The 24112-nt window shown below is 54.1% G+C and carries 17 protein-coding genes; 13 read left to right on the top strand and 4 right to left on the bottom strand.

Annotation, left to right across the window (positions count from 1 at the left end; genetic code table 11):
* The first annotated feature begins 3 nt into the window (after positions 1-3).
* Complete coding sequence (locus LGT44_RS17070; protein ID WP_230332114.1) at positions 4-1287, top strand: MgtC/SapB family protein; 1284 nt, start codon at positions 4-6, stop codon at positions 1285-1287.
* Positions 1288-1476: 189 nt separating this feature from the next.
* On the top strand, positions 1477-2208 hold the full coding sequence (locus LGT44_RS17065; protein WP_230332113.1) for a hypothetical protein: 732 nt from the start codon (positions 1477-1479) through the stop codon (positions 2206-2208).
* Between the two features lie 63 nt (positions 2209-2271).
* Here the strand turns inward: LGT44_RS17065 and LGT44_RS17060 are convergent, their stop codons facing one another.
* Positions 2272-5058, bottom strand: coding sequence for an ImpA family metalloprotease (locus LGT44_RS17060; protein ID WP_230333654.1), 2787 nt, complete (start codon positions 5056-5058; stop codon positions 2272-2274).
* Between the two features lie 399 nt (positions 5059-5457).
* On the opposite strand from LGT44_RS17060, the gene LGT44_RS17055 reads away from it, so the two are divergent.
* Both LGT44_RS17055 and LGT44_RS17050 read left to right on the top strand, forming a co-directional pair.
* Positions 5458-6552 carry a hypothetical protein gene (locus LGT44_RS17055; protein WP_230332111.1) on the top strand — a complete coding sequence of 365 codons (1095 nt, stop codon included), beginning with the start codon at positions 5458-5460 and terminating at the stop codon, positions 6550-6552.
* A 22-nt stretch (positions 6553-6574) separates the two neighbouring features.
* Positions 6575-7639, top strand: a complete 1065-nt coding sequence (locus LGT44_RS17050; protein ID WP_230332110.1) for a hypothetical protein — start codon at positions 6575-6577, stop codon at positions 7637-7639.
* A 64-nt stretch (positions 7640-7703) separates the two neighbouring features.
* Here LGT44_RS17050 and LGT44_RS17045 read toward each other — a convergent pair whose 3' ends face one another.
* Positions 7704-8660, bottom strand: a complete 957-nt coding sequence (locus LGT44_RS17045; protein WP_230332109.1) for an NADP-dependent oxidoreductase — start codon at positions 8658-8660, stop codon at positions 7704-7706.
* A 150-nt stretch (positions 8661-8810) separates the two neighbouring features.
* On the opposite strand from LGT44_RS17045, the gene LGT44_RS17040 reads away from it, so the two are divergent.
* Entirely contained in the window at positions 8811-9737 is a 927-nt protein-coding gene (locus LGT44_RS17040) for a LysR family transcriptional regulator (protein WP_230332108.1), read from the top strand.
* 12 nt (positions 9738-9749) lie between these two features.
* Here LGT44_RS17040 and LGT44_RS17035 read toward each other — a convergent pair whose 3' ends face one another.
* A complete protein-coding gene (locus tag LGT44_RS17035) occupies positions 9750-10352 on the bottom strand; it encodes a LysE family translocator (protein WP_230332107.1) in 603 nt (200 codons plus the stop codon).
* 200 nt (positions 10353-10552) lie between these two features.
* Here LGT44_RS17035 and puuE point away from each other — a divergent pair, with 200 nt between their 5' ends.
* Positions 10553-11464 (top strand): allantoinase PuuE, encoded by a 912-nt coding sequence (puuE, locus tag LGT44_RS17030; RefSeq protein WP_145466578.1) that lies wholly within the window; start codon positions 10553-10555, stop codon positions 11462-11464.
* A gap of 32 nt (positions 11465-11496) precedes the next feature.
* Here puuE and LGT44_RS17025 read toward each other — a convergent pair whose 3' ends face one another.
* A complete protein-coding gene (locus LGT44_RS17025) occupies positions 11497-11898 on the bottom strand; it encodes a hypothetical protein (protein ID WP_225692919.1) in 402 nt (133 codons plus the stop codon).
* A 215-nt stretch (positions 11899-12113) separates the two neighbouring features.
* Between LGT44_RS17025 and LGT44_RS17020 the strand changes: the two genes are divergently transcribed.
* The 7 genes from LGT44_RS17020 (at position 12114) to LGT44_RS16990 (ending at position 24111) form a co-directional block, all read left to right on the top strand.
* The gene (locus tag LGT44_RS17020; protein WP_230332106.1) at positions 12114-12482 is read left to right on the top strand and encodes a hypothetical protein; all 369 of its coding nucleotides are present in this window, start codon (positions 12114-12116) and stop codon (positions 12480-12482) included.
* An 88-nt stretch (positions 12483-12570) separates the two neighbouring features.
* The gene (locus LGT44_RS17015) at positions 12571-13908 is read left to right on the top strand and encodes a TolC family protein (protein ID WP_230332105.1); all 1338 of its coding nucleotides are present in this window, start codon (positions 12571-12573) and stop codon (positions 13906-13908) included.
* Positions 13905-15212 (top strand): efflux RND transporter periplasmic adaptor subunit, encoded by a 1308-nt coding sequence (locus tag LGT44_RS17010; protein ID WP_230332104.1) that lies wholly within the window; start codon positions 13905-13907, stop codon positions 15210-15212. The genes LGT44_RS17015 and LGT44_RS17010 overlap by 4 nt, the downstream gene beginning before the upstream one ends.
* A 17-nt stretch (positions 15213-15229) precedes the next feature.
* The gene (locus LGT44_RS17005) at positions 15230-18382 is read left to right on the top strand and encodes an efflux RND transporter permease subunit (protein WP_230332103.1); all 3153 of its coding nucleotides are present in this window, start codon (positions 15230-15232) and stop codon (positions 18380-18382) included.
* Between the two features lie 343 nt (positions 18383-18725).
* A complete protein-coding gene (locus LGT44_RS17000; protein ID WP_230332102.1) occupies positions 18726-19919 on the top strand; it encodes a hypothetical protein in 1194 nt (397 codons plus the stop codon).
* A gap of 55 nt (positions 19920-19974) precedes the next feature.
* Complete coding sequence (locus LGT44_RS16995) at positions 19975-21054, top strand: HlyD family efflux transporter periplasmic adaptor subunit (RefSeq protein WP_230332101.1); 1080 nt, start codon at positions 19975-19977, stop codon at positions 21052-21054.
* Entirely contained in the window at positions 21055-24111 is a 3057-nt protein-coding gene (locus LGT44_RS16990) for an efflux RND transporter permease subunit (RefSeq protein WP_230332100.1), read from the top strand. It begins immediately after the preceding gene.
* The last annotated feature ends 1 nt before the right edge of the window (position 24112 follow it).

Genomic DNA, 24112 nt, shown 5'->3' with positions numbered 1-24112 from the left:
GACATGGATTTATCGGTATTTGTGAATGGCCACGCCCAAACAGCATTTCAGTTATTCATTGCTTTATCTCTGGGTGCGTTAATCGGGCTGCAACGTGGCTGGGTATCACGCGAACAGGAAGCCGGCGCACGGGTTGCCGGTATCCGTACCCATACGCTGACCGCTCTGACCGGCTGTATCAGCGTGCTGTTGTCAGAAAGTATTTCGCCCTGGTTTTTACCGGCAATGCTGCTGGTAATGGCAGCCCTGGCCATCAGCGGTTACCGTACTTATGCCGCCAATCATCAGAACGTCAGCATTACCGGTGTGGTGGGTTTATTACTGACCTTCTGTTTTGGTGCCATGGTGGCCGCTGGTCAAACCGTGATCGCAGCTATGGCGGCCGTGGTCACTACCATTATTCTCGATAACAAAAGCGAAATTCACAGTGCCCTGCGCAAATTGCGCGAAAACGAACTGGATGCCGCGCTGCAATTATTGCTGATTTCTGTGGTTATGCTGCCACTGCTGCCGGATAAAGGCTTTGGTCCCGGTGGTGTGATCAATCCCTATGAAATCTGGTGGATGGTAGTACTGATCGCCTCGATTTCTTTTGTTGGCTATTTTTCGGTACGTATTCTTGGTGAGCGCCGGGGCCTGCTGTTTACCAGTCTGTTCGCCGGTTTAAGCTCATCAACCGCACTCACACTGCATTTCTCCCGCCTTGCCCGCTCATCACCGGCCAATGCACCGTTATTAGCGGCCGGTATTCTGCTGGCCTGCGGCACCATGTTTCCGCGCATTTTACTTTACTGTCTGGTGATTAACCGTGAGCTAATCACCCTGCTCTGGCTGCCGGTATTACTGATGACCCTGTCTTTATATCTGCCCGCCATCGTGATGAATCTGCGTCATACAAAAACCGACGTCAGCCATCCGGATCTGGCCAAAAATCCGCTGGAATTAAGATCGGCTTTAATTCTGGGTGGCCTGCTGGTCATTATTTTATTACTGACCGAATGGCTGCAGCAGGAAATGGGCAGCACCGGGGTTTATCTGCTGGCGGCGATTTCCGGCATTACCGATGTTGATGCCATCAGCCTGAGTTTATCGCGCATGTCACTCGGCGACAGCCTGACCCTGACCGTCGCAGCCACCGGTATTCTGATTGCGGTCACTGTAAATAATTTATTTAAGGCAGGCCTTGCTATGGTTATCGGCAAACCGGCGCTGGGTATCCGCGTCAGCCTGGCGATGCTTTTATCTCTGATTATTGGCGCTCTGAGCCTGTGGATTGTGGCGCTCTGAGTCTTTGGCTTATGGCGCCCTGGGAGAGCAGAAGATACCGCACTGTAAAATAATGCGCCGTGATTTCTGATCCGGCGCATTCGCGATCATCATCACGCCGTATCAACCGAATAAAGCCGCAACGCCCTTGACCCTGAGGCCTCCTCTGGCATCCTGACCACCTATTGATAAGGAGCGTCTGAGCGGTTTATGCGTATTTTTCTTTTATTAATCACCTCTCTGTTTTTTATTGGCGGCTGTCAGTCTTTTACCAGCCTGCCCTTTACCAACCAGAACAACAGTGAACCTGATATTCCATCTCACCCCATGCAGGGCCAGCGTTATACGACTCCGGAATTATTTTTAATACTGGATAACGGCAGCGGCGAGCACAGCCTGCAACCCATATCAGTGCGCGCACGAACGCAGAGCCATCGGCAACCGGATATACAGGTTAGAGGAGTGATCGCCAAAGGGACTGCTCTGCAGATTCTCGGGGCCAGCGCAGACGGAGAAAAGCACAGGGTATGGCTTGGTTATCAGCAGCAGCGTTTTATGTTCACCATGGCATCAGTAACAGAAACCGATATTCAGTGGTTTGTTACCGCTGACGATTGCCAGCACTTACGCCAATGCCGTATATGGCAGAACGAAATCCAGCGTTGCATGAGCGCCCAGACCTGTAAAACCTTTCTGCAATTTGACCTGACCAATGAACAGGGACAGCACCTGCGTAATCTTCGTCCGCCCTTTCCGCCGGCCCTGCTGAGCAATACCCTGAACCCGATCCGGCAGTACAGTCAGCAACAAGGGTTGTTGTTTGAGCCAGACCCGGTTCTGGCAGAAGGTGTGCTGAACGCTGATGTAACTGCACTGGCGCATCTGTTTTTCCACCAGACAGCCTTTAATATCCGGCGCAACGGTATTTATGCTGCGGACTGATTCTCATAATCCATAAAAAAACCGGCCTGACAGGCCGGTTTCTCTTTTATCAGCAAAACACAATTACAACGGCCAGACCGCTGCACCATCAATAGCTACCGGCGTTTTATCCAGTCCTTTACAAAATTCGGCGCCGCCGGAAGCATAAAAGGTTTTGCTCATCGCCGGTAATGCCAGCGCAGCAACCTGAGCGCTGGCAGCAGAACCTGCCGGGAAGCCCCACATGGTCAGATAATCGCGCATATCCAACCCGGTGACTTTAGACAGCGCAATGTTCAGCCAGTCATTATTATTCAGGGCGCTGGCGTCACTGCGGTTAAAGTCAGCAAAACCCAGTGCCGCTTTTTTCGCTGCCCAGTTGTCATCGTTGCGCGTCGCACTCCAGAATTCGCGTTCCAGAATATGCAGACGTGGCAGCAGCATCCAGCCATCGGTTAACGTGCCCTGCGCCTGGGCAGCCATCATCATCTGAATATAAATAGCTGCACCATTGCTCCAGCCATTCAGTGCCTGTTCCTGCATATAGGCAACCGGATCAGCCTGATTACGGCTGGTCTGCAGGGTATTAAACAGACTTTCAAAAGGTAATGACTGGCACTGAGGATCTTTACCGGTATCGAGGAAATAATGATATTTGCTGTGGTAAGAATAGAAGTTAGTCGATGCATGACCTTCCCAGCCGGCAAAGCGGAATTTACCTTTTTCCAGCCCATGGCCCAGCTCATGAATATCACCATGACCGGTCGGTGAGAAGCTCCAGCCGGCATCGTAAGGATTACCGGAGCAACCCCAGCCACAGGTTGGCTGGTCGGCGTTCATGTGTTTCACGATATCGATATTCTGCACGGTAAAATTATTGGCACTGGCAAAATCATGTATCTCGGCCACTACATCAATTCCCGGCCCTTCAAATCCGGCCAGTACATGAGGCAGGTTGGAAACATAACGCTCAGTTGCCACGGCCATATCGGCCGCTGTACCGCCCCATTCATTCATGGAAGTACGCATTTTTTCCAGCTGTGAATGCACCTCAAAACCGGCGGTGGATAATTCCGCCCAGTCAAACTCACCGGCACTCAGACGGGCTTCAAAATCGGCATTATCTTCGGCGCCATTCCAGTATGGGTGCAGGCCAATATTCTCGACTTTAAAGCTGACGTTCTGATCATTGGCATCAAAGAAAATCTGCAGCGGCCCGCCATAAGGTGAGGTGAATTCAATGCTCTCGCCACTGGCCAGAGGAATCTGGGTGCTCTGCAGATATTTAGGGCGGTTATAACTATTGTTGGTGGCAAACCAGTGCGTCGATGCAGCACGCTGGGTATTCACCGCTACGCTGGTATTTACCGGGCTATTATCGAGACGGGTTACGCGCACCGTTTTTCCGGGCAACACATACACACCGGCTGCGCGGAAATAATTTTTACTCACCAGATTAATGGTTTTACTGACCGGCGTAATATGGGAAAAATCAGTGCGGCTGAAATTACCCAGATCGGCCTGTACCGGATTCAGGCTGCGATAGTTATACACCGACATGTCAGCGTAGATGGAATGCACCAGAGCAGTCGCGTCTGTTTTATCGCGGCTCATCGGAAACACAACCTGCTGACGGTAGCTGTCACCCAGCAGGGCCAGTAATTTTTCCAGGCGGTATTCATCGCCGCTGGCAGCAGCAAAAATATTACGTTTTTCCCGGTCGAAGTCCGCCATCAGATTGCGTACACGGGTAGCACCGTTCATAAAATTCTGGTTAAAACCCGTTACTGTGCTGCAATCTTCTTCATCGCACTGGTTAAAATCGAAGGTTATTGGCGCAGCCAGCGTGCTCAGCATTTGCTGGATGTCAGCAACATATTCTGGCAACTGATTAAAATACGGGCGCATATCCTGCGCATTCATATAATATTTTGACCAGTAGTTATCACCGCTGTACGTCACATGAAAATGCTCCAGCAGGGTTTTGCCCAGAGCATCCAGCCCGCCGTCATAGTGCATATACAGCACACCGGTACCACGCGCCTGCGCCGCTTTTACCGCCGCCAGAATCTGTGGATTTAATTCTGTGCTGCCACCTACCTGAGAAATCATCAGCACATCGGTATCCGCCGTTAAGCAACCTGCCAATGCCGCGCCATCACAGCTTGCAGCCGCGTTATAACTGACAGAGCTCTGGTAATGCGCATCCAGCCAGCTGCGGGTAGCGTTACGGTCGGGGAAGTAATAGCTCTGATCCATCTGCGCAATCACCACCTTTAAAGGTGTGACCGAAAAATCACTGCGCCCGGCCAGCCAGCCGATGCTGTTTTCCAGCAGCTGATCCATGTGTGCGTTTACCGAGGCCGCATCACGCTGCTGAGTACGCATCGGATTACTGCCCAGAACCAGATAACGCTGGCCCTGCTGCTCTTCGCCAACAACAGCAAAAGCGGCACTGCCTGCTGTTGAAGAATTACTGGCATTACTGATCAGCAGGCTGTCGTTATAACCAAATTGCGGACTTAGCTTGCCAGCGTCGTGGGTTACATCCCAATGCACCGCGGTCAGGCTTTTGCCATCGCTGCGCGCACTGCCATTGGCATTCAGCTGCAGCAGCTGCGCCTTAACCGGCTGATAGGCCGTACGTTGTGCATTAATAGTGGCTAATGCCGCATCACGCAGCTCAGCGGCACTGACCAGCGAAGCATCGCCTTTGCTCAAAGCCTGGGTCAGCTCCGGAGTCTGATTGCTGCTCCCGCCATCATTTTCGTTACCGGAAGGGAAGCTGCCACCGGAGCCTCCACCGCAAGCGCTCAGTAGCAGAGAAAGGGAAAGCGCCAGAGTGTGTTTGTGCCGTACCTGATTCATCATCAGCCTTTATTGTTTTATGTTGCCTGACAGGAATAATACTTTGGCATGAAATCCAATGCCGTGCGCGCTTCACAACCTGATCATATGGCCGGATAAGAGGAATCCCCGCCAGGTACTGATCCGCCGCAAATTACGCCAGCATTTTGTAATCGAATGTAGCGTTTGGTTACGGGAGTTTTCTGAGCAATATGACCTGACAGGACAACTAATGCATAAGATTCAGTAATCATGTCAAACGTGTGCTTTTCTCTCACAGAAGAAAGGTTATAGAGGAATATTCGCGCCAGACTGTCAGATGCATCAATAGCAAACCTACACCAAAGTACCAGTCCATAATTTTTCAATCAGGCCGCCTTGCTCTAACGTGTCCGGCACAATAAAAACAACCGGAACACTCTGATGAAAGTCTGGATACCTCTGATTGCCCTTGTTCTGTTAGTGGGCCTGTTACTGGGTCTGCGCCAACAGCCTGTGGCCATGATCAGCCAGGAATCCTTACCTGCCGTTGCCGACAGCGTCAGCAGCGAGCCTGTGAACGCCCCCGTGATTCAGGCTCCGCAACCTCTGCCAGCCGCCATGCAACAAGCCATGACGCAGGTCGCCGCCGCCTATCAGGTCAGCAGCCAGTATCCGTCTTATTCCATTCCGCTGGGCAGCCAGCAAACCGAGTTGCTGCAGCCAAACGCCGGCGCTCACAGCGTACGCGACCTGAATACGGTCGGCCTGCCCGGCCAGCTGAGCATTCAGTTGTCGGCCTACCGCTACCGTCAGGAAGAACCGATAGAAGCCGACATTGTGCTGTCCGGAGACGATGCGCTGTTCAGCCAGCTGAGCGGCCTGACCCTGAGCGTGCGCGATAACAACAATGCCGTGCTGCTGATGCCACAGACCGACGTACAAAACAGCCAGGCACAGAACACCCAAGCGGGGAACAACAGCAACGAACAACGCCTGCAAACCCGCTTCAGCAGCAGCGACAACTGGCCGGCCGAACTTAATCTGGTGGCGGAGCTGCAGCTGAGCGATGGCTCAACCCTGCACCAGAGCGCGCCGTTTCAGGTCTTTACCGCCGTCGCCGAAATTATCGGTACCGGCACGCCCTATGTCGACGACAACGAACTGGTAATTCCGGTCAATATTGAAAAAGCCGCCGCCGGTTACTACAAGCTCGCCGCCAGCCTGCACTATGCCGATAAAAAGCCACTGGCCTATTTACAGGGCAAAGGGCGGATAGGTAGCAGCGGTACGCTGGAACTGCGCGTACACGGCTCGCTGCTGTACAACTTAGACGGCATTCAGAATTTATGGATCGGCAATCTGCAACTGCGCAAGATGCCGGAAAAACCCGGCCCTGAGGTGCAGTGGGGCTTCAGCCGGGATGATTTTTACGCGGTTAAAAACGTCGATCCCTCGCGCTTTTCACCTATTCCTTTTCAGGATGAGCAGACCTTATCGCGTCTGCAATTTCTGCAATCGCTGGGCTCGCCCCAGTAATTAAAACCACAGGAGAGACTGAATGCTGACGATAAAAATAAAGATGGCAATCACCGCTGTATGTTTAACCGCAGCCACCTTGCTGAGCGCCCAGGCGCAGGCACAGATGGCTGGTAAAAATGTGATTCTGGTACACGGCTTACAGCCGGCCCAGCTGATGCGCGACAGCGTAACCCCACAGGAAGTTACCAGCGACGGTGCCAATTACTGGTCAGCGTTCTGGGGCCAGTATGCCGATGACCGCCTCGACTGGAGTTCGAAAAGCCGCCTTAACGCCGACACCGCACAACGTGCCTACAACAAGGTAATGCAGTGGGCGCGCACGGGTTTCTGCAATAACGGTTGTGTGCTGGCCACCCATTCCACCGGCGATCTGGTAACGCGCTATATGCTGGATCAGCAGGATGTCTGGACCGAAGCCGCTGGCCTGCAGCCGCTGAATATTCTCGCGGTGTTCGACTTTGCCGGTGCCGGCGGTGGTTCTGAACTGGCCGATCTGGCGCTGGATGTGGCGGGCAGCAGCAGCTGGCTGACCGCCCCTATCCGTGCCGCGGTTAACGCCTGGCTGGGCTTTACCGTAACCCCGGAAAAACTCGGCGTGTTGCGTGACCTGCGCCCGGCGGTTGCCCGTCAGACCGCGATGGCACCGAACAGCGTACCGCGTCTGCGTTTTGTTGGCGGTGGCAGTGAATATCTGGGTGCTACCGGTGGCTTCCTGCCGGGTACCGATGATGGCGTTGTGTCCCTGCATTCTTCCTGTGGTGGTAATGCCATTAAAGCGGTCGACAGCTGTGTGGGCTACCGCGCCCTCGACGGTGAGCAGACCAGCGTCAGCGCTCCTGACTCTCTCTGGTACAACCACTATCCGGTACTGATGGGCAGCGACACCCACCACGGCGGTACCATCGGCAATCAGAGCGGCGTGCTGCTGAGCTATGTAAACAACAACCTGAATCCGGGCGTGAATGTGTCTTTTGCTACCCAGACCACCACCAGCGGTTGGTGGCTGTGGAAGAGCACCTACAACACCGTACCGGGTTCGGATAACCAGACCATGTCGAATCTGGTATTCAACTCCGTTAACTGATGGTTTGCAGACAGGCTTTGCGGCCTGTCTGCTTTTTATTTCAGGATTTCGCTGCAGACAGCCTTCAGGCGATGATGGCCGGATCAATATTCAGCACCGACTTACCCACCACCTTCTGACTTTCCAGATGACGATGCGCAGCCTGCGCCTCGGCTAACGGAAATACCGAATCCAGCACTACCTTAAGTTTTCCCTCATCGGCCAGGCGGCCAAGTTCCTGCAGCTGCGCACCATCGGGGTGAACCCACATGCGCTGGTAATGCACACCAGCGGCCTGTGCCTGAGCTTCGTCCATTTCATCGAAGGTGGAAATCAGATGACCACCACGCTTAATCAGCGCTAAAGAACGCGGCAGTACGTCATTACCGCCGGTGGCAGCAAACACCAGATCAAAGGCTTCCTCTGCGGCTAACTGTTGCTCGAACGGCGCCTGGGTGTAATCAACAAAACGGTCAGCGCCCAGCGCCAGCACCAGATCACGTTTGCGTCCGGAGGCCGTGGCCGTCACATGGGCACCCGCGGCTTTCGCCAGCTGTACGGCAAAGCTGCCGACCCCGCCGCTGGCATTGTGAATCAGCACACGCTGACCGGCCTGCAGCTGGCCATCAACCATCATCCCCTGCCAGGCAGTAAGTCCGGCCAGAGGCAGCGCCGCCGCCTGCAGCAGAGTCAGACTGGCCGGCTTAGCAGCCAGCAGGCTGGCATCGGCCACAATGTATTCACTGTAAGTGCCCTGCAGGCTGATCGGCGTGTGTACCATCACCGCATCACCCACCTGCCAGTTCTGTACACCACTGCCCAGGGTTTCAATCACTCCGGAGGCATCCCAGCCCAGCACCAGCGGCAGCTGATGGGTATCAGTACCGGCCAGCATGCCGTTGCGGACGTGGAAATCGACCGGGTTCAGGCCTGCGGCGGCGACGCGGATCAGCACCTGACCAGCGGCCGGGGTTGGTTTGTCCAGCACAGCAGGCTGCAGGTTGGTGGCGTTTCCGTATTGGTTGATCACGATGGCTTGCATAGTCGTTCCTCATTTCTGATGTCGTTGGGCAGACACTGTTGTCTGTTTGATGAGGTCATTATGCAAAGCCACTTTCATAGCGAATAATTTATTAATAACATACGAATCATTGATATTTATGATGAATTAAAGCGCAGCACAGGACCCGCTATGGCCCGTACCGATCTTAATCTGCTGGTGATTTTTGACTGCATCATGCAGGAGCAATCTGTCTCAGCGGCGGCCCGTCAGCTGGCGATGACCCAGCCTGCGGTATCCAATGCCGTCTCACGTATGCGCCACCAGTGGCGTGATCCGTTATTTATCAAAGATGGCCGCGGTATCCGTCCGACGCCGGCCGCCGAGCGCCTGTGGGCGCAGATCCACCAGCCGCTGGAAGTCATCAGTAGCGCGCTGAATGAACAGGATTTCGACCCGGCGAGCGCCAGCGATACCCTCCGCATCGCCATGACCGACGGCACCGCCGCTTTTCTCTGGCCACGCCTGCGCGCCCGCACCGAACAGCTGGCGCCCCTGCTTAACCTGCACGCCGTGCCTTTCCGCGGTGATGGTATGACCCAGCTGCTGGAGGCCGATGCCGATCTGGTATTCGATTACTTTGCCGGCTCACACCGTCAGGTTCACCAGCAGCGGATGTTTCACAATCATTTTGTCTGTGTGATGAGCGCCAGCCATGCACTGGCACAGCAGCCGCTAACGGAAGAAGCTTTTCTGCAGGCTGAACACCTGCTGGTATCACTGTCAGGCGACGCCCGTGGTCAGGTCGATACGCAGCTGGCGGCCCGTGGTCAGAACCGGCGTATCGCCATGACCGTCAACAGCTTCGCCAGCGCCTTAATGCTGCTGCCCACGACCCAATTGCTCTGCACCCTGCCCTGGCCGGTGGTTGCCGCCACTGTACGCAGCGGCCAACTGGTGGCTAAACAACCGCCGCTGGCCATACCGCCGGTACCGATCAGTATGGCCTGGCATCAGCGTAATCATCAGCGGCCCTTACAGCGCTGGCTGCGCGCCCAGTTGCAGGAGATTGTTGATTTACATCCCGAGCAGTTTATACCGCCACAAAACTTCAGCTGAGCGGCGGCCTAATTAACGGCTGGCGGAAAACTGCACGTACAGCAGGAAACAGGCGGTCAGGATTAACAGACCGCCCATCAGACGATTAAACAGCCGTAAACGGGCTTCGCTGTTAAGCAGCTGCGCCGCCCGGTCGCCAAGCAATGACCAGCTGAACAGCGAGGCATAACACACCAGAAAATACAGCAGCAGAAAGCTCAGAAACTGCTGATATCCCTCTGGCGCTGAGAATAACGACACCCCCGACATGCAGGCCATCCAGGCTTTTGGGTTAAGCCACTGCAATAAAAAGCCCTGAATAAAGGTTGGCCGCTTCTGCTTTTCGATGCTGAGCTTTGGTGCCGCTGACGCAATCAGATAACCGAGATAAACAATGAAGGCCGCCCCGGCAAGTGCCAGATAGCGCAGAAAATCCGGGAACAGCTGTACGACCTCATACAGCCCAAGACCGATACAGAGCAACAGCAGCGTGAAGCCCAGAGTGGCACCGGAGACAAAAGAAAAGGTCTGGCGGACGCCGTAACTGGCACCGGAAGAGAGAATCACCATATTCACCGGCCCCGGTGATATCGACATCACGAACGAGAAAGATAACATCGCCAACAACAGAGACATGGTATTCCTGAATAAACCGCGAAAGAGGCGCAATATGCCTGTGCTGATCTGCGAATATCAATAATTACTTTATCAACAGTCTGTTCGCCAGATTTCCGGATCGCTGCGCGTCATCCATAAATGCTCACTTTGCCCGCTGCCAAGTCGCCGGGTTTAGCGCTAAACTCAGCTGACTAATCAGTCAGCTTTTCAGGTGTTTCATGACCTACCCCCGCGACATGATCGGTTACGGCGCCGATATCCCCAGCGTAAAGTGGCCACACAAGGCCCGTATCGCCGTGCAGTTTGTGATTAATTACGAGGAAGGCGGCGAGAACTGCATCCTCCATGGCGACAAAGCCTCAGAAGCCTTTTTATCTGAAATTGTCGGCGCTCAGGCGCTGGAAGGCGTGCGCCATATGAATATGGAATCCATCTACGAATACGGCTCCCGCGCCGGCTTCTGGCGTCTGCACCGCATGTTTACCGAGCGTGAACTGCCGGTAACCGTATTCGGTGTAGCCACCGCCATGGAGCGCAATCCGCAGGTGGTGGATGCCATGCTGAAAGCCGACTGGGAAATCGCCTCCCACGGTCTGAAGTGGATCGACTATCAATACGTGCCGGAAGAGGTTGAACGCGCCCATATCCGCGAAGCGCTGGATATTCATAAACGCCTGACCGGCAGCTTCCCGGAAGGCTGGTATACCGGCCGCATGAGCCCCAATACCCGCCGCCTCGCCTGCGAAGAGGCCGACCTGTTATACGACGCCGACAGCTACGCCGACGATCTGCCCTACTGGGTGGAAGAAGGCGGCAAGCCGCATTTAATTGTGCCCTACACACTGGATGCCAACGATATGCGCTTTGCCACCAGCCAGGGCTTTAACAGCGGTAAGCAGTTTTATCAGTATTTAAAAGACAGCTTCGACGTGCTCTACGCCGAAGGCAAAGACAGCCCGAAAATGCTCAGCATTGGTCTGCACTGCCGCTTAGCCGGTCGGCCGGGACGCGCGGCCGCACTGGCGGATTTTCTCGATTATATTCAGCGCCACGATAAGGTCTGGGTATGCCGCCGCGCGGATATTGCCCGGCACTGGAGAAAGCATCATCCGTATGGCGCTGAGGAATAAAAAGTCAGACGTCCGATATTACTTCAACGACCTCAACCCGACTGGCGCAGGGACTCCAGCTTCTGCGTCAGCGTCTGGCTGAGCGCGGCATTCAACTGCGCCAGCTCGTCCAGCAACATCTGACGAGCCTGTCGGGTGGTATCGGCTTCCTCGCCTTCGCTTGCCACAGCATCCAGCGCCTGTAACTGGCGCTGCACTTCGGCAATACGTTCCTGTAAGTCTTTAATAATACGGTCGAGCGGATGCTCTTCACTGGCCTGGGTATCACTCTGTTCGGCACGCAGCTGATTCAGCGCAGCAGCCGATAAGTGCACAGCTTCACCCTGCGCATCAGTACTGGCAGACGCGGTTTTCGCCGGTTTTTCCGCCGCAACCTGTTCGCTGCTCACGGGCTTATTGACCGAACCGGCAGCGGATATACGAATATCTGACATAGACACAACCCTAAGCATCAGGGACTGTTAACAGGCCACTACGAACAGGTAGCAGATAACAAACCACAACCGTGCTTTTTATGAAGGTAATATTAATATCGGCCGTCAACGGCAAAACTGAAGGGCGGTGACATTTCCTGACGCCTGCGCAGTAGACGCCGGTTAAACACCGCTCTACTATGCGCAGTATCTACTGATAAATCTGCTGTTTATTTATGCGCAATAACCGCCTGTTAAATATCGCCTTATTACTGCTGACCCTGTTTCAGTCGGTTGCGGCGTTGGCGGATGTGCATGAAACCTTCGAGCGTTCGGCTGCCGCTCATCTGAGCGAACACCAGCCTGCGCACCATGACGATCTGGCCAATACCCTCGCCAATGACTCCCATAGCCTGAACAGCGACAATCAGGCCCAGCACGACTGCAGCCACTGCTGTCATTGTCATGCCCACACGCCGTTATCCCTGCCGGTTAACGATGCGCTGGCGGCCGCCAACCAGACTGGCAGCCTGCACAACGATTACACCCGCACTATGATTGTACGTGCCCTCAGCCCACACCTGCGCCCTCCGATTGTTTCCTGAATAACCGCGTTTAACCGCTGCCGCGAACCAACAGTGCCGATGTTTGTACTGCCGGTGGCTTATCGTATTTTTTATTCAGGAATAACCCATGAATATTATCCCGGTAATGGCGTTTTTTATCGCCAGCACCCTGACCATACCCGCGTATGCGTCAGACAGCATAAATCCGCCCAAAGCGGTAAACAGCAGCAGTCCGGATAACGATGCTGCACGTCTCTGGCTGCAAAGCAGCATCATGCAGACACCGCAGGTAAAAGCAGCTTCCGCACAAAAAAACAGCCGCGCATTATGGAGCCAGGCCGCCACTCAGCCGCTGTATAACCCGGAATTACAAACCCGGCTGGAGCAGGAAGGCAGTAATAATAATTATGCGCTGGAAATCAGCCAGAAAATCGACTGGTGGAATCAGCGTGCAGCGCGCAGCCAGCAACAGCAATTTCTGCAACAGCAGGCGGAGCAGCAGTATCAGCAAAGCCTGCAGCAAACCACCGCCGACGCCTTGGCGGCCATTGTGCGTTACCAGAGTGCGCAGCAGCGCGATCAGTTAATGCAGCGTTTACAGCAGCAACGGCAGACGCTGACGCAACTGATTCAGCAGCGTCGCCGCCTCGGTGATTTAAGTGCACTGGATGCCGAACTGGCGCTGCTGGCGCAAAGCTCACTGTTGGCCGATATTGCCGCCAGCCAGGCGGAATTAAGCGCCGCGGCCGCGCAATTATCCAGCCTCTTACCCGACTGGCAGCAACAGCCGCAATACCTCAGTGCACTCATTCAGCAGCTGGATAACAGTGCGCAACAATTACCGGCGCAGCCATTAAATAATGCGCAGCTTAAGCAACTGGCGCTGTCGCATCCGCAGAGTGAAAGCGCACGACTGTTCTGGCTGGCCGAGCAGCAGCGCGCGCAACTGAGCCGCGACAGCCTGCGCGCCGAACCAACGATTGGCATCAGTGCCGGGCGCAGTGGCGAGGAAGATGTATTAGGGCTGGCCCTGTCTTTACCGCTCAATGTACGCAGCTCTTACCGCCAGGCCGCGGCCGCAGCCGATGGCGAAACCCTGCAGGCCGAAGCGGAGTTCTATGCCAGCCTGCAACAACAGCAGCAACAGCTGCGCGCCAGCTACAGCCGGGTTCTGGCGTACCGCCGTCAGGTTGAACAATGGCATGCGCTGATGTCCGATGGCGGCCAGCGCAGTGCGCAACTGCTGCAACAGCAATGGACCAACGGCGACCTCAGCACCAGTGCTTATATTCAGGCCTCCGCACAATGGGCCGCCAGCCTGCAGGCCGGTATTGAATTAACCGGTGATTATCGTCAGGCACAGATCCAATGGCTGAGCGACAGCCAGACTATCCGCAGTTTTAGCGCTGCCAACACCAACAGCCAGAATGCTGCCACAGGCAGCAATAGCCGGATTTCAGAGTGAGAAACATTATGCTGCCACTGTATTCAGTTAATAAATTATTTTCAGATAATCAATCAGACAACAAACCAGCCATGGCACAGCGCCTGATGCTGACGCCAATTCTGTTATTAGCCCTGGTTTTACCGCTGCCCGGTTATGCCGGTGACGGCCATGACCACGAACATGCCTCCAGCCAAAACCAAACGCTCAGCGAACCGGGCAAAGAGTATGAACATGAACAGGACGAACATAACGACAACGAAAACAGCGTGCATTTAAGCGCAGAACAGATACAGCAGGCCGGCATTATCAGCAGGATAATTCCTGCCGAAAAAACCGATATTCCGCTGCGTGCACCGGCCGAAATCCGCGCCAACGGTTACCGCAGTTTTGTTGTCTCGCCACGGGTCGATTCGGTGGTAATCACCCGCCATGTCGCACTGGGTGATCACGTACAACCCGGACAACCATTGCTGACCTTATTCAGCGAAGGTGTTGCCAGTGCCCAGGCGGAATTACGCAGCGCCCGCTCTGAATGGCAGCGGGTAAAAAATCTCGGTAAAAATGCTGCCGGGGCCGCCCGTTATAATCAAGCCGAAAATACCCTCGCCGCAGCGCGCGCACGCCTCACCGCTTATGGCCTGAATGCCGATGCAGAATTAACCCCGGCCAGCTTCGGCGAATATCAGTTAACCGCACAGACTGCGGGGCTGGTATTAAGCGATGATTTTCAGCAGGGTCAGCGTGTAACCGCCGGCAGTGCCTTAATGCAGATCACCGACGAAACCACCCTCTGGGCTGAAGCGCGTTTACCGGCAGAATCTGAGCTGCATTTAACCCGTGATACCCGCGTTATGCTTAATGTCGCCGGACTGAATATCAGCGCACAGATAAGCCATGAATCCCATACCATTGATCCGTTAACCCGCACCCGTATCGTGCGCTTAACCGTCGAAAATCCCGATCACCGTCTGCACCCCGGATTATTTGCCAGCGCCGATTTTTATACCCGCTCAGAAAATCCCATCACCCTGGTGCCAGAAACCGCACTGGTGCGTGGCAGCGATGGTGACTGGCAGATTTTTATTGAAAGCACACCCGGCGAATTCAGCGCACTGGAAGTGGAACGCGGGCGGACTATCCGGACAATCCAGACGACCGAACGCACCACCAGTAACGCAGGAGAAATCCTGATAGAAATCAGCAGCAAAGATTCTGCTGCACTTTCTGAATACTCTGTATCTCAGTACCCCATCGTCGTCGCCGGCGCTTTCTTTATTGCTTCCGAGCAAGCGAAAGGCGGCTTTGATCCGCATAATCACTAAGGGTTGGGGATAAAACTATGTTTACGTTACTGACCCGCTGGGCGGTCGCTAACCGCCTGCTGGTGCTGATTGCCATCACCAGTTTATGTATTGCTGCCGCTTTCGCTTTGCCGAAGCTGAACCTCGATGCCTTTCCCGACGTTACCAACGTGCAGGTAGCCATTAATACCGAGGCGCCGGGACTGGCCGCCGAAGAAGTGGAAAAACTCATTACCTACCCGATTGAGGCGGTAATGTACGCCCTGCCCGGCGTGGCCGAAGTGCGCTCCATTTCCAAAACCGGGCTGTCCGGAATTACCGTGGTGTTTAACGAAGGTACTGATATTTATTTTGCCCGCCAGCTGGTGTTCGAGCGCTTGCAGGCCGCGCGCGAATTTATTCCGCAGGGCGCTGGTATTCCGGAAATGGGGCCGAATACCTCCGGTCTGGGGCAGATATTCCAGTATGTACTGCAGGCCGAACCCGGCTCAGGTTACGACCTGATGCAACTGCGCAGCCTGAATGACTGGCTGGTAAAACTGCTGTTAATGCCGGTTGATGGTGTGACCGATGTGTTGTCCTTTGGTGGCGATGTGCGCCAGTATCAGGTGAATTTAAATCCTGACCGTTTGCTGGCGTTTCAGTTATCGCAGCAGGATGTGATCGATGCACTGGAAGCCAATAACCGCAATGTCGGCGGCTGGTATTTAAACCGTGGTCAGGAACAACTGGTGATCCGTGGCACCGGCTGGCTCGACAGTGGTGAACAGGGTTTAAAACAATTAGCGCAGATTCCATTGCGGGTAATTGATGGCGTCGCCGTTACCGTAGCTGATGTGGCCGAGGTCAGCTTCGGCAGTGAAATCCGTCAGGGTGCTGTCACCTTCAGCCGCAGCTATGATCAAAATAACAGCGCCCCAAATAACAGTGAGCGGAATAACGGCGGCGAGGTTGTGTCCGGTATCGTACTTAAGCGTATGGGCGCTAATACCAAAGCCACCATCGACGGTATTCACCAACGGATTGCCCTGATTAATCGGGCATTGCCCACAGGCGTCAGCTTTGAGGTTATTTACGATCAGGCCGGATTAATCGAACAGGCCGTCAGTACGGTAGTCAATGCACTGGCACTGGCCTTTGTGTTTATTCTGATTGTACTGGCGCTGTTTATGATGAATCTGCGCGCCACGGTACTGGTATTAATCTCGATTCCAATATCGGTCGCCATCGCCTTGATGCTGATGTCCTGGTATGGCTTATCGGCCAACCTGATGTCACTCGGCGGAATTGCCGTTGCCATTGGTATGCTGGTCGATGGTTCAGTGGTGATGGTGGAAAATATGTTCCGCCATCTGCAACACAACCCCGATGCCGACAAGGGCAGCATCAGCCTGCGTATTCAGGAAGCCGCTGCCGAAGTGGCGCGCCCGGTATTTTTTGCCACCGGTATTATTCTGCTGGTGTTTTTACCGCTGTTTGGTTTTGAGGGAGTTGAGGCCAAGCTGTTCCAGCCTATGGCCATTTCCATCATGCTCGCCATGCTGGTCGCCGTTCTGGTCGCCCTTATTGTTGTTCCGGCACTGGCGACCTTTATGTTCCGCACAGCGGTAACCGCCAAACCCAGCCCCTTACTGCAGCCACTGGAAAAGCTGTATCGCCACCTGCTCACTCAGGCTTTGCGTTTTCCACGCCGGGTGATGTTGCTGGCCGGAGTATTATTGCTGGCCGCCGTGATTATTGCTCCGCGCCTTGGCACCGAGTTTGTTCCGGAACTGGAAGAAGGCACCATTAACCTGCGCGTTACTCTGGCACCCTCTGCCAGCTTAGAAACCGCACTGAGTGTTGCGCCGAAACTGGAAGCCTTATTACTGCAGTTTCCGGAAGTAAATTACGCTATGAGCCGTATCGGCCGGCCGGAGTTGGGCGGCGATCCGGAGCCGGTCAGTAATATCGAAATTTATATCGGCTTAAAACCCCGCAGCGAATGGCAGTCAGCCGATAACCGTCTGGCGCTGCAGCGTTTAATGGAAGAAAAACTCGAAGTTTTCCCCGGTCTGTTATTTAACTTTTCCCAACCAATCGGCACCCGCGTCGATGAATTGCTGTCTGGTGTTCGCGCCCAGCTGGCCATAAAATTATTCGGCCCGGATCTGGACGTTCTGGCACAGCAGGGGCAGCAGATCGAAACGCTGGTAAAAACCATTGCCGGTACCCGCGATGTCGCCATGGAACAGATTGCCGGAGAGTCGCAACTGGTCATTACCCCAAAACGCGATGCCTTATCGCGCTATGGCCTGTCGGTGGATAACGTACTGACTCTGGTACGCGATGGCTTGGGTGGCACCAGTGCCGGACAGATTATTAACGGTAACGAACGTTACGATATTTATGTGCGCCTGCAGCAGGAGTTCCGCGACAACGCTGCCGCTATTGCTGATTTACGCCTGCGTTCACCCTCCGGTGCCATCGTCCGCCTCGGTGATGTTGCCACGGTGGAATTTGCCTCCGGGCCGCCACAGGTACGGCGTGATGACGTGCAGCGGCGACTGGTAATTCAGGCCAACGTAGAAGGCCGCGATATGGGCAGTGTGGTGGCCGATATCCGTAACGCCATCGACACTCAGCTGCAATTACCGCCGGGTTACGCCGTCAGTATTGGCGGCCAGTTTGAAAATCAGCAACGCGCGCAGCAACGCTTAATGATGATTGTACCGCTGTCATTAGGATTAATTGCCCTGTTGCTGTATTTCGCCTTTGGCTCGGTCGGCCAGGCGCTGCTGATTCTGCTGAATGTGCCGCTGGCGGTTATTGGCGGAATTTTCTCGCTGTGGTTATCCGGCCAGTATTTATCGGTGCCCGGCTCGGTCGGATTTATCACCCTGTTTGGCGTGGCAGTGTTAAATGGTGTGGTGATGGTCGAGAGTATTAACCAGCGCTTTGCCGCCGGACATACCTTGCAGGATGCCGTATTTAACGGTGCCCTATCACGCCTGCGTCCGGTATTAATGACCGCACTGACCTCAGCGCTGGGATTAATTCCGATGCTGATGTCAAACGGACTGGGAGCTGAAATTCAGAAGCCGCTGGCCAGTGTGATTGTCGGCGGACTGGTAACGGCGACCTTCCTGACGCTGTTTGTATTGCCGCTGTTGTATCCGTTTTTCTCGCAGTGGAAACTGCGCGAAGATTAATAACCTCTGATCCTGCATCCCGGTTTACCGGGATGCATTGCTTTATATTCTGCTTTCACCTGGCTCCCACGCTCTGCGTGGTAGCCCTTGTTGGCACAGTTGCATTCCCACGCAGAGCGTAGGAACGAGAAATTACTTTATATTCTGCTTCCGCACCTACCACTCTGAAACCGCCACTCAAAACCTGCCCGGATATTCTGATCAGAATGATTCTTATCCCGCGAGGATAATTAAACAGAATCATTAACAACTCTGACGCTGCTTTACATGAAAAGCGGCCTTTTTCAGTTTCGTTTCAGCTTGTGCCGCTATGTTGCCTCCGGTATTCAGCGGAGAACACTTTATGGAGCAGAAGAATATTCAGCCGCAGCGCTTTCTCGCTGCCCTGCTTTTATTGCCATTAGCAATCGGGGTTCAGGCGGGCGGTAACTTTCAGCAAAGCCTCGAAGCGGCCTGGCAACAGCTGCCGGAACAACAGTATCTGCCGGCAGAAAACGATATTAACAACCGGCGCCTGCCCGGCTGGCTGGCTGCAGCCCCGTCCATTGCCGTCGATTATCAGCAGGGCAATGATGCCAGCGGCAGTGCCGAAGAATGGCAAACCCGGCTGGAGCTTCCCCTCGCTCGTCCGGGCTTAATGCAGAGTCAGCGCGATTATCAGCAAGCAGCAGGCAATGAAAGCCTGGCTTATCAACAATTGCTGCGCTGGCAGCTGGCGGGAAAATTACAGACCTGGTGGTGGGACTGGCAGAGCCTCAACCTGAGTCAGCAACGAATTCAGGGCCGCCTGGCAGCAATGCAGCAACAATTGCAGTGGCTGGATTTATTAATCCGTCAGGGCGAACGTCCGGCTGCCGATCGCCTTACCCTGCAGGAGCAATATCAGCAGCTTAAAAATCAGCAGCTGCTGAACCAGCGCCAGCAACAGACCCTGCAGCAGCAGTGGCAACAGTGGACAGCGCTGACGGAATTACCTGGCGATTGGTCTTTCACTCTCCTGCCGGAACAACCGCTGGATAACCATCCGTTACTGCAGTTATTGCAGATACAAAAACAACTATCCGATGCGCAATTACGCAGCCAGCAGAAAAATACGCTCAATCCGCGTTTAAGTCTGGGCGTAAAACATCAGCAGGCGGTGAATGCTCAGCCAGCCAGCGATGCCCTGCAAGTCGGAATAAGCTTTGATTTTGGCGGCAGCAATTACAGCGAACGCCGCAACGCAGTACGCGAACTGGGTAATCGCCACAGCGAATGGCTGCGTACACGCCAACAGCTTGAGAACGAGCGCAATGTTCTGGCGACAACCCTGCCGCAGCAACAACAACGTATGAACGAATTAAAAGACATGAGCCAGCAGGCCAGCGCGCAATATCAGAGCCAGTATCAGGCTTACCAACGCGGCAGCCTGTCAGGTTTTCAGTGGTTGCAGATTCAGGCCAGCATCTGGCGCCTGCAACAACAGGCCGATGAAGCGCGGATTGAATATCTGCGCAATATCAGCCAGTGGAATCTGTTACAGGGATATTCGCTATGAACCTGTTCAGCACAACCGTTGTTAATTTTTCTGCTCAGTTACAGGAGCCCCTGTTATGAAATTCTGCTGTCTGTACATTAATCCGTTACTGGCCGTCAGTCTGTTACTGGCCAGCACTCAGACCAGCCTTGCTGAAAATATGCCCGTTACCACACAGCTGACCATCAGCAACGAGCAGCTGGACAATCTGGGAGTACGCTTTCAGACACTGGGAAAACAGGATCAGGTGGTGCTGGCATCCCTGCCGGCAATCAGTACTGTTGCTCCCGGTCAGGCGGAAAACATCAGCCTGCCCTTCGAAGGACGACTGGAAGAATGGCAAGCCACAACGGGTAATTTTATTACTGAAAAAGAACCTCTGGCATTACTGCACAGCCACGATGTACTGGATTTTTTTCAGAGCAACCAGCGTTTACAGCAACAGGCCAGCCTGTGTAATCAGCGTCTCAGTGATATGCGGGAGCGGAATAAAAGTGGCCTGACCTCTCGTCTGGATTTACAGGAACAACAACTGCAATGCCAGCAGCTGAATGATCAGAAAAAACTTAACGCACAGATTCTGAAGCATCTTCCTGCGCAATGGCAAAACGCCAGCGATGCCGATTATGCTCTGCAAGCGCCGGAAAGTGGCTGGCTGATTACCATAAAACATCAGCCCGGCGAGCATTTTATGGCCGGTGACTCCCTGGCAGAATTCTGGCCGGAAAATGCGCTGCGCTTACGCCTTTCGGTGCCTCAGCATCTGTTGCATAACCTGAGTATTGGCCAACACCTTAATATTTCTGCCACACAGCAGCAGGCGACGGTTCAGAGTATCGGCAGCGTACAGAATGCAGCCGCACAGACTGAAGTATGGCTCAAGGCAGATAATCTGATACCGGGCAGTAGTCTGATTATTGATATTCCATCAAAGGTTTCCGGCTGGCCAACAGAAGCTGCCGCCCGGGTACGCCATAACGATAAATCCTGGGTATTTATCCGCACACCTGATGGACTGAAGGTAACCGAACTGCAGCAGTTCATTGCCGGTAACCGTGGTTTATTACTGCAGGACATGGCACTGGAAAACCGTGAAATTGCCATCAGTGGTACGGCGGCGCTGAAAGCTCTCTGGCAAAGTATGGAGAGCGAATAAATGTTATCCGCATTATTACAGGGCGTATTAAAACAGCGCATTCTGATTATTGTTATCAGCGTTGCGGTTTTTCTGGCCGGACTGAATACCTTTCAGAATCTGCGTATTGATGCCTACCCGGAGATTTCTCCGACTCAGGTAAAAATTATTATTAAAGCACCGGGGCTGGCACCGGAAGAGCTTGAAACCCGCGTCACACGGAAAATCGAAGTCGAACTGCTGGGTATTCCCAACCAGAGTATTCTGCGCTCGGTGGTAAAATACGGCATCACCGATATTACCGTCGACTTTACCGGTGGCACCGATATTTACTGGGCCAGACAGCAGGTTGCCGAGCGCCTGGCGGCAATATGGCCGGATTTACCTCAGGGTATCAGCGGTGGCATTGCCGCCATGAGTACGCCACTGGGCGAATTATTTATGTTTACTCTGGACGGCCCGTTATCGCTTGCCGAAAAACGCCGTATCCTCGACTGGCAGATCAGACCGTTGCTGCGCACGGTGCCCGGTGTGGCCGATATTAATGCCCTCGGCGGCCGGGTCGAAGCCTATCAGGTGGCACCGGATACACTGGCACTGGCGCGCGCCGGAATGACATTACAGGATCTGCACAATTTTCTGCAAAGCAATAACCGTAACGACGGCGCCGGACGCATCGACAGCGGTGAAGAATCTATTATCGTTTCCAGTGGTGGCCGCATTCAGAGCCTGCAGGATCTGGAAAACCGCATTATCCGCTGGCATAACGGCAGCGCCATTCGTCTTGCCGATGTTGCCACCGTTTCGCTGTCATCCATGACCCGTTATGGCGCGGTTACCGAAGACGGAAAGGGTGAAACAGTTCAGGCCTTAGTCGTCGCACTGAAAAACGCTGACGCCCAGAAAGTAATCAGCGGTGTACGTGAAGCCCTCGATACACTGCGCCCCAGCCTGCCAGCAGAACTCAGCATTAATGTGTTTTACGACCGCAGCAACTTAATTGAACGTGCCGTTAATACCGTATCAGAAGCCTTATGGATTGCCGTTGCTTTGGTAATTATTCTGCTCGGTTTATTTATTGGTAACGTGCGGGTCGCCATGGTGGTGGCGGTTAACCTGCCGATGTCTGCCCTGATGACCTTTATTATCATGGATTACTTCGGTATGAGCGCTAACCTGATGAGTCTGGGCGGCCTGGCAATTGCCATTGGTATGCTGGTCGACGGTGCTGTTGTAGTGGTTGAAAATACGGTCACGCAATTACAGCAGGGCTCGCGCTCGTTGCCGCGTATGCATGTTATTTTCCGCGCTATTAAAGAGGTGATGGTGCCTATTATTTCCGGCACCCTGATTATTCTTCTGGTATTTTCGCCATTGGTGACCCTGCAGGGGCTGGAAGGTAAATTATTCGCGCCGGTAGCGATGACCATTATGTTTGCCATGGCCAGCAGTCTGCTGGTATCGCTGACACTGATCCCGGTGTTATGCACCCTTGCCATCAACGAAAACAAGGTAAGCACCCCAGGCTGGATCGTGCATCTGCAAAGCCGTTATGAATCCAGCCTGTCGGCTGCCTTACAGAATCCTAAACCTATTATGTTGGGACTGGCGGTTGCCATTGTACTGGCCATACTGGCTTACCTGCAGACCGGCAAAGCCTTTATGCCGGAGATGGATGAAGGCGATTTAATTGTACAGCTGGAAAAAACACCCACCATTAACTTACAGGCGTCCGCCGCCATCGACCTGAAAGTTCAGAGTGCCATGCTGGCAGCAGTCAGCGATATCGAGCGGATTATTGCCCGCAGTGGTTCCGACGATCTGGGTATGGACCCGATGGGGTTGAATGAAACCGATATGTTCCTGCAACTGAAACCACGCGATCAGTGGCAGGCAGAAAATAAAGACGCCATCAAAGACCAGATCCGCACCGTGATGGAACAGTTTCCCGGTGTTGATTACGGCTTTACCCAGCCCATTGATATGCGCGTATCAGAAATGATTTCCGGTTCCCGTGGTGACGTTGCCATTAAAGTGTTTGGCAGCGATCTGGCCGAACTGCAGCGTCTGGCCGACCAGATCGGTAATGAAATGAAAAATCTGACCGGCGTCAGCGAGGTTATGGTTTCACAGGCCGATGGTATGCACTATCTGCAGCTGGAAAATAATTACCCGCGTATTGCTCATTTTGGCTTTAACGTTGAAGACGTACAGCAAACCCTGCGCAGCTATCTGGAAGGTATTAACAGCGGCGACGTGGTCTTCAGCGACCGCCAGGTTCCGTTACTGCTGCGTCAGCCAACCCGGCTGCAGGTTGAGCAGTTACTGAATGAGCTGACGATGGCCAGCGCCGATGGTCAGGCCGTCCCCTTATCGGCACTGGTCAGCGCACGAGAGGTGCAGGGGCCGGTATTAATTAAGCGCGAGCAGGGTCAGCGATTTGCACTGGTTAACGTTAATGTCAGCGGCGTGGCCTTGAGTGATTTTGTTGCCAGCGCACAACAGCGGGTTGCGGAAAACATCAGGCTGCCGGCAGGTTATGTGTTGTCCTGGGGTGGCGAATTTGAAAATCAGCAACGGGCCAATGCCCGCCTCGGGTTAATGGTGCCGGTCGCCATTGCTCTGGTATTACTGGTGTTATTCACCACCTTTGGCCGGCTGGATGAAGCGCTGCTGATTCTCGCCAATATTCCTTTCGCATTAATCGGCGGCATTATTGCCCTGTGGTTAAGCGGTGAATATTTATCGGTTCCGGCATCGGTTGGCTTTATTGCCCTGCTGGGCGTCGCCGTGATGAATGGCGTGGTGCTGGTTGATCAGTTCCGCCATTTACTGAACCTTGGGCAACAGGGATTACAGGTAGTACGGGATGGCGCGGTGCGCCGCCTGCGTCCGGTATTAATGACCGCAACCACCGGTGCCGTTGGTCTGCTGCCATTATTATTCGCCACCGGCCCCGGCAGTGAAATTCAGAAGCCGCTGGCCATTGTGGTGATCGGCGGTTTATTTACCTCAACCCTGCTGACCCTCTATGTGCTGCCGGTGTTATACCGCCGCTTTATTCTGGAGCAGAAATAAG

The organism is Thalassolituus alkanivorans (assembly GCF_020447205.1).
Lineage (GTDB): Bacteria > Pseudomonadota > Gammaproteobacteria > Pseudomonadales > Oceanobacteraceae > Venatoribacter > Venatoribacter alkanivorans.
Note: the sequence above shows the minus strand (reverse complement) of the source record. Positions and strands in the feature narration are given on the sequence as shown.

Coding starts and splice junctions, on each gene's coding strand:
- LGT44_RS17070 (WP_230332114.1), top strand. CDS start 4: ATGGATTTATCGGTATTTGTGAATGGCCACGCCCAAACAGCATTTCAG.
- LGT44_RS17065 (WP_230332113.1), top strand. CDS start 1,477: ATGCGTATTTTTCTTTTATTAATCACCTCTCTGTTTTTTATTGGCGGC.
- LGT44_RS17060 (WP_230333654.1), bottom strand. CDS start 5,058: ATGATGAATCAGGTACGGCACAAACACACTCTGGCGCTTTCCCTTTCT.
- LGT44_RS17055 (WP_230332111.1), top strand. CDS start 5,458: ATGAAAGTCTGGATACCTCTGATTGCCCTTGTTCTGTTAGTGGGCCTG.
- LGT44_RS17050 (WP_230332110.1), top strand. CDS start 6,575: ATGCTGACGATAAAAATAAAGATGGCAATCACCGCTGTATGTTTAACC.
- LGT44_RS17045 (WP_230332109.1), bottom strand. CDS start 8,660: ATGCAAGCCATCGTGATCAACCAATACGGAAACGCCACCAACCTGCAG.
- LGT44_RS17040 (WP_230332108.1), top strand. CDS start 8,811: ATGGCCCGTACCGATCTTAATCTGCTGGTGATTTTTGACTGCATCATG.
- LGT44_RS17035 (WP_230332107.1), bottom strand. CDS start 10,352: ATGTCTCTGTTGTTGGCGATGTTATCTTTCTCGTTCGTGATGTCGATA.
- puuE (WP_145466578.1), top strand. CDS start 10,553: ATGACCTACCCCCGCGACATGATCGGTTACGGCGCCGATATCCCCAGC.
- LGT44_RS17025 (WP_225692919.1), bottom strand. CDS start 11,898: ATGTCAGATATTCGTATATCCGCTGCCGGTTCGGTCAATAAGCCCGTG.
- LGT44_RS17020 (WP_230332106.1), top strand. CDS start 12,114: ATGCGCAATAACCGCCTGTTAAATATCGCCTTATTACTGCTGACCCTG.
- LGT44_RS17015 (WP_230332105.1), top strand. CDS start 12,571: ATGAATATTATCCCGGTAATGGCGTTTTTTATCGCCAGCACCCTGACC.
- LGT44_RS17005 (WP_230332103.1), top strand. CDS start 15,230: ATGTTTACGTTACTGACCCGCTGGGCGGTCGCTAACCGCCTGCTGGTG.
- LGT44_RS17000 (WP_230332102.1), top strand. CDS start 18,726: ATGGAGCAGAAGAATATTCAGCCGCAGCGCTTTCTCGCTGCCCTGCTT.
- LGT44_RS16995 (WP_230332101.1), top strand. CDS start 19,975: ATGAAATTCTGCTGTCTGTACATTAATCCGTTACTGGCCGTCAGTCTG.
- LGT44_RS16990 (WP_230332100.1), top strand. CDS start 21,055: ATGTTATCCGCATTATTACAGGGCGTATTAAAACAGCGCATTCTGATT.